Source organism: Streptomyces sp. NPDC026377 (assembly GCF_055567715.1).
The window spans coordinates 23281-29280 of record NZ_JBVHPV010000034.1 but is presented as its reverse complement, the minus strand read 5'-3'; the positions used below and the strand labels follow the sequence as shown (position 1 = coordinate 29280).

Sequence of the window (6000 nt, the reverse complement as noted above, 5' to 3'; positions counted from 1 at the left end):
CAGCCAGGTTCCGCACACCCGCCGACGTCACCGCGTTCCTCGCGGACAACATGCCCACAGAGATCAAGTCAGCATGTTGATTCTCTGCAAGCCCTTACGAGTTGGTGCGTGATAGCGGGTGGGGTGGCCGCTCGCGCGGTGTGGTTCAGGCTGTGGCGGTGCGGTCGGAGACGAGGCCGGCGATGGCATCGCCCGCAAGGGCATCGAGTCCAGCGAACGGCTCGGCCTCCGACGCTGGGTGATCGAGCGAACCATGTCATGGTTGACGGCTACCGCCGACTCAACCACCGCTACGAACGCCAACCCAGCAACTACCTGGCCTTTCTCGGCCTCGCCGCAGCCATCTGCTGCTCCAAACGCTTCCTCAAACTGACCATGCAGGACACGGTCTTAGCTTAAAACTTACCTTCGGCCCCATCGTCTTGGCGGCTTTGTTGCTGGTCAGAACCCAGGCAAACTGCCAACGGCGCGCTTGAAGCTGGTTATGAAACTCCACGGCCTGACGCCCTGGTCCGTGGGTGTTCCATAACCCCTCCCCGCACGTCGCCCGTACCAAGTTCGGCTGCGCAATCGAGCTGTAGTCCCGAACCCATGGGGCCACGCCGATGCCCAGATCAGAGTTGAGAGGCTCATGATCGGGGCCACCCACGCGCCACGTCACTGCATGTTCTGCAGGTGCGGGTGGTCGTAGGAAGCCGCGCACGTGTACAGCTGCAGGTTGTAGCCGCGGCCGATGGTGAGCTGGGTGGCATTGGCCGGCCCGAGGAAATGCGGGCCGGTGTATCCAGCATCCTCGAACGGTCGCCAGCTCTCGCTGCCACCGTCCCACTCGCTGCCGTCGATGGTGAGCAGTGGGCGCACGTGCGAGCCGCACTCGCGGCAGGCCATCGGGAAAGGGTCGGAGAAGCTCCAGGGGGCGTGACCACCGACCTTGCAGCCTGGCGCAACGCTGAGGTCGTACTGATAGTCGAAGTCGTGCTGGTCCTCCCATGCCTCGATGCGCTCTGCCAGTTCCTTGGGCAGCTCATGGGGGGCCGGGTACTCGGTAACCGTCTCCGGGTGCAGTACGCACGGTTCGGGCAAGTAGTCCTCATCACCGATCACCGACGGCTGGGGGGCAGCGCCGAGCGGGTCGGTGACGTCGGCGGCGGTCCGCCAGCGCACCTCGGTCCGCGGCAAACAGTCCTCGCCGTGATCGAACGGGCACCACAACACCTGCAGCAGATCAGCGCCATCCGGGCACGGCAGAGCGGGCACGTCCACGGCGTAGAGCTGGGCCACCGGCACCATGGGGACCGGGGCATCCAGCGAGATCCGCGCACTCTTGCCGATGCGGTCGACTGTGGCGCGTTCGTCCGCGCTCAGCAAGTCCGCGCCCTCCGCTCGGGATCGGCGCCATGCCTGGGCGAGCATCTGCCGCCGTAGCCGCACATCTGAGGGTGCTGTCCCGAGCTGCCAGGGCCCGTCGTGCTCCGGACAGGTGGGCCACAGCTCCTTGGCCGGCCACAACAGCGGACCGCCAATGGAACTGCTCGATGCCGCAGGGAAACCAACGCGAGGGTGCAGCCGTACAGCGGTGCGGGCCAGCGACGTGAGCTCGGGAAAGTACATGGTGACGTCAACCGGCCGGGGCGGACTAGTGCGAAGCATGCACGAGAGGCTACGCCCGCAGAAAACTGCGCTGCGCACAGGTCCCCGGAAGCACACGACGATGCTAAAACTCAAGCTAGGAAGCTGTGCGATAACTCCCGCTGCAGGTCGGGAGGTTGCTGACTCGTGGGGAACCACGCTGGCGTTCGGATAGGCGTCCCCTGGGGTATGCCAACGAACGCGGAGACCGGTTCAGCTGGCTGACTTCGCGGCCTGGCGGGCGATGCGCCTAGCCATGAGGGTGATGAAGGTCCAGCGCAGGTGGGCTTCGGCGTGCGCGATCGTGCGCCCGTAGTCGCGGGCGTTGCGCCTGGCCCGCATCGTCCACGAGTTCGTCCGCTCGATGATCCAGCGTTTTGGCAGGAGAACGAAGCCCTTCGCGTCCTCGGGGCGGAGGACGGGTTTGATCGTCATATGGAGTGTCTCGCGGGCCCAGTCGATGAGCTGGCCGGCGTAGTGGGAGTCGCCCCCGCGGAGCCACCGGTTCCCCGCACCCCCGGCACAGCCGCGGCCCCGGATCCGGCACGGCTGGAGGCTCGACCAGCCGCACCCGCAGCTTCTCCCCGCCCATGCTGGCACCGTACGACCGCACAACGTGACCGCCAACCGGCCAGCACGTCATCATGCCGACGCCGGTACTCACCGTTCTGATGTCACCGTCAGCCAGGTCCGCCAGACGTGAGGTGTATTCGGCACCTCGGGGCGATCAAGGAGCCAGAGAACGTAGCCGGCTTGGCACCGGGCCCATGGACTGTCCGAGTGGGCGGCCGCGTCGAGCCTGCCGCGTAGATCGTCACCGTCAACGGCCCGCGCGACGCGTACGTACTCACGGTCCTTGCACCGGTAGGGCCTCCAGACGATTATCTCGGTCAGGTCGATGAGCTTGGTCCTGACCATCTCAGTATGGCCAGCAGCAGCCAAATCCCGGATGAGGCCCTCTTTCGTACCCCACGCCTTCGCATGCCGCGTCCACTCCTGCGGATGCCGTGCCTCCCACTCCAGGAACAGCAGCGCATAGGGCAGGCCCGCCCACGCGGTGATGTCCAGGCCGAGCGGACGATCCCACAAGGCATCGGGCAGCGAAGCCCTCTGCAAACTGCGGTGCGTCTCGAGTGCCTTTTGGAACGCCGGTTCCCGATACTGCTCCCGAGCCCCCAGCGGGCGCGTCAGCCGCCACACCTCGTTGAAGCGGACGAGGGCCTCCTCGGTCTTCACCCGAGCATCGGCCAGACGGACAAGCGCCGCTGCCCGTTCGACCGGATCATCCGCGATCAGACCGTGGGCCCAGCCCAGCCGCTCATCCCACACGCCGACGTCAACGGCCACGGCCCGCGCCCCTGTGTCCGGTCCCTCCACCACGAAAGCAATCATCCCATTGGTTCGGAGCGCATCGACCGTTGAAGACGACCGCTGAGACCAAGCGTGACCTGCGATAGCCAGCCTGTTTCAGGTTGCCCTCCTTGTCATGGATGGATCGAGCACAGCTTCTAACCTTGTTACTTAACCTCGGTCGGGCTGCGGATTCGGCGTTGTAGCTTCGTGAGCTGCGAGTTCTTCTGGTGTTCCGACGAATGCCGGGCCGCAGTGTGCTGGAAGGCGTCCGATCACTATGGCGATGGTCTCCTGCGCTGTGGCCGCTGGGCCCACCGTCTCTGTTCGGAGAGGTCCAGAGACCCAGTAGGTGCCGTCGGCAGCGGGTTGGATGTAGGGGATGTCCCAGGTCCATCGCTTCTCGGTACAGCGGCTGAAGTGCAGCTCGCCCATCCCCGTCCATGGGAACAACTGCCGTAGGCGTGGTTCTGCGTAGGCCGCTTCAAGGAATTCGGTGCGTACGCGTCCGTCGTCCCTTACCGCCTGCCAGCCAGCTTCCACGAGGGCCTCGCCCGATGAGTTCCAGTTCACCGCCCCATCATGCATGCCGGGATCGAACGGCGACCCGAACGGTGTCACTCACCAGCGAGTTCGCCGAACAGGCGGACGGTCCTCGCACGAGCATGCGTTCCGTCACAGAACCGCACTCACACGAAGGCCGCAGAGGTGAGCCTGCTGCATCACGATGCCCGGCACGAGGCGTTTGACTTCACATCCCACTTTCGAGAGGACCTCTACACATGTCTGACCCGGCGCGGTGACACGCTGTTCGAGCTGTGCGACGCGACGCTCCGCGAGGACGGGGTTCTGGCACGACTTCCGTGAAGCGGTCACGATTTGAGTTGCGTTGCAGGCCGTCATCCGCCCTCGGCACTGTCGGCGATACGGCGACGCCACCACCGGTCTGAGCGCCACTGTCGATGATGGGCGAATGGATCGGGCAGGGTGCGCTTGCGATATGCGGCGTCCAGGGCGGCCACGTGGCGTTTCAGCTCCGTGCGGGGGCGAACAGGCAGCTCTTGCAGGATCTGGTCAAGCACGTCGCGTGCATGACGCACGTCGTCGAAGGAGCAACCGCGGCACGAGCACGGCGCGTTGCGCGGGTAGAGAGGGCCGCGTCCCTGCTGTGCCAGGAACTCGTGGTACCGCCGCAACGCCCGTTCAGTGACACTGGGGTAGATGTAGTAGTCGCGGGAATGCCACTCCACCCGATGTATCGCAAGGCTGGTGCGGGCAGAGAGCCCGCGGATCCGGTCCGGGGACAGGTCCTCCCAGATACGAGGGCCACATCGTTCGGCGCGCAGGGCGCCCGGCCGTCTACGCGGCATCGGCCTTTCGGTGTGCACTCATGCACCCATCATGCCAGCCCCCATGCCCCCGCCACCGCCCCGGCCGCAACAGCGGGGCAAGCCGACGCCATCCATCGGCGATCTCAATGGCGACGGCCGCAGCGACCTCCCGGTCCCCACCTCGGGCGATGAGCTTTACCGCTACTCCGGCACCAGCCACGCCACCGGCCCGTTAAACAAACGCGTGGCTACGGACGGACGCTGGGGCCGCGACGGGCTGGGGCGCTTCCCTACCGGGGAGCACCCCAGCAGTCTCGTGGAACTGCGCCTACTGGCGGAGTCAGTACCGCCGGCGATGCCGTCCCGGGCGGGGTGCGGCGCTGTATCTCAGTCCCACCTGATGTCGTGGGCAGCCGCTCAGTGACCGGGAGGGAGGGCGCACCCCGGTTTTGAACGCGTTCAAATGGCCTGGCAGTATGGCGCTGGCGTGGTCGGTGAACAGGCGGGCCGCGCTATCGCGCCGTGTTCGGAGAGGTCCTGGCTGTGAAGCATGAAGTGTCCGGCAACCGGATGGTGTGGGCCTCTTCGGTGGTGCTGCTCGTGGAGGCGGCGCTCGCTCTGGTGGTGACGGTCGTCTACAACCAGACCACGGAGTCGCCCAACGTCGGCGGCAATTACGCGCTCGGGCTGGTGGCTGTGCCCTGTGTCGCGGTGGCAGGTGTGGTGCTGGCCGCTGCCGTGTCGGGAGCCGTCGTGCTTCCCGTGGTTCGGGTGGGTGGTGCGCTGGGGCGGAAATTCAGTGGCCGCGAGAGGTGGTGGTGGGGGCCGCTGGTGGTGGCTGCGGTGCTCGCAGTCCTGTGGTGGGCGGCCGCCGTCGGCGGGGCCGTCGCATGGTCGTTGTGTCCGGTGCTGTGGGTGGTGACCAGCGTCGCGCTGGCTCTTGCGGCATGGGTCACGGGGTCGCGGTGGGTGAGACGGACCGGCGCGGTGGCGGGGTTGGGCGGGCTGTTGGTGATCTGTGTCGGATTTCCTGGGTGGCGTGGCGCTGCAGCTGAACCTTCTCACGGCGTACCGGCCGCCGACGCTCTCTCCTGCCGCACTGCTCGGGACGTGGTCGGACAACGAGGGCGCGACGCTGAGGTTCGCCTCGGACGGCAAGGTCACCGCGTCCGGCGTCAAAGAACACCGCGAGGAGAAGTTCAACATCACAGTGAAGGCGTGCACCGGCGAGGGCACATGGTCCTTCGACGGCGGTGACAACTCCTGGACCCAGGAAGTCCAGGTCACCCTGCCTGACTGCTCATGGCCGGCCTGGAACGTAGGCGGTACGCAGCAACGCCCGACGCTCTACCAGTACATCGGCGACCCGGACTCCTGGGACCTGTACACACTCAGAAAAAGGTAGGACCCCCCTGGCTGCAGGAGGCGGCTGGGGCATCACGATTCAAGGAGTCGTCGGGCAGCACCCTTCACGAGGCGCTCGACCTCTTTGCCCAGCGGTATGGGGAGCTCCGCCGCGAACGAGGGACGCCCCTACGCGAAAGCCCTGGCGGACGCGGTCACCTCCCTCGCCCGGGACAAGGTCACCCGGGGCGACACCGCCACGGCCGCTGACATCCCTCCCAAAGAGGTGAAGCGTCTGCTCGCGGAGTCACCCGACGCATGACGAGCAGTGGCGGCCGCCAGGAAC

At 66.5% G+C, this 6000-nt stretch carries 7 protein-coding genes and 1 pseudogene; 3 read left to right on the top strand and 5 right to left on the bottom strand.

The genetic code is table 11. From position 1 onward, the window contains the following. Nucleotides 1–187 precede the first annotated feature (187 nt). Nucleotides 188–399: pseudogene (locus ACZ4MU_RS34755) on the top strand (transposase); the annotation flags it as partial. Between the two features lie 258 nt (nt 400–657). Here the strand turns inward: ACZ4MU_RS34755 and ACZ4MU_RS34750 are convergent. The 5 genes from ACZ4MU_RS34750 to ACZ4MU_RS34730 form a co-directional block, all read right to left on the bottom strand. Continuing rightward, nucleotides 658–1650, bottom strand: coding sequence for a hypothetical protein (locus tag ACZ4MU_RS34750; RefSeq protein WP_467883552.1), 993 nt, complete (start codon nt 1648–1650; stop codon nt 658–660). 192 nt (nt 1651–1842) lie between these two features. Continuing rightward, entirely contained in the window at nt 1843–2229 is a 387-nt protein-coding gene (locus tag ACZ4MU_RS34745; RefSeq protein WP_467883550.1) for a transposase, read from the bottom strand. Between the two features lie 60 nt (nt 2230–2289). Further along, the gene (locus ACZ4MU_RS34740) at nt 2290–2976 is read right to left on the bottom strand and encodes a hypothetical protein (RefSeq protein ID WP_467883548.1); all 687 of its coding nucleotides are present in this window, start codon (nt 2974–2976) and stop codon (nt 2290–2292) included. A 174-nt stretch (nt 2977–3150) separates the two neighbouring features. Continuing rightward, nucleotides 3151–3567 carry a DUF6193 family natural product biosynthesis protein gene (locus ACZ4MU_RS34735; protein WP_467883546.1) on the bottom strand — a complete coding sequence of 139 codons (417 nt, stop codon included), beginning with the start codon at nt 3565–3567 and terminating at the stop codon, nt 3151–3153. Nucleotides 3568–3878: 311 nt separating this feature from the next. Next, a complete protein-coding gene (locus ACZ4MU_RS34730) occupies nt 3879–4229 on the bottom strand; it encodes a hypothetical protein (RefSeq protein ID WP_467883545.1) in 351 nt (116 codons plus the stop codon). A 1120-nt stretch (nt 4230–5349) separates the two neighbouring features. Between ACZ4MU_RS34730 and ACZ4MU_RS34725 the strand changes: the two genes are divergently transcribed. After that, a complete protein-coding gene (locus ACZ4MU_RS34725; protein ID WP_467883543.1) occupies nt 5350–5715 on the top strand; it encodes a hypothetical protein in 366 nt (121 codons plus the stop codon). Between the two features lie 96 nt (nt 5716–5811). Beyond that, nucleotides 5812–5976, top strand: a complete 165-nt coding sequence (locus ACZ4MU_RS34720; protein WP_467883541.1) for a hypothetical protein — start codon at nt 5812–5814, stop codon at nt 5974–5976. Nucleotides 5977–6000: the final 24 nt, after the last annotated feature.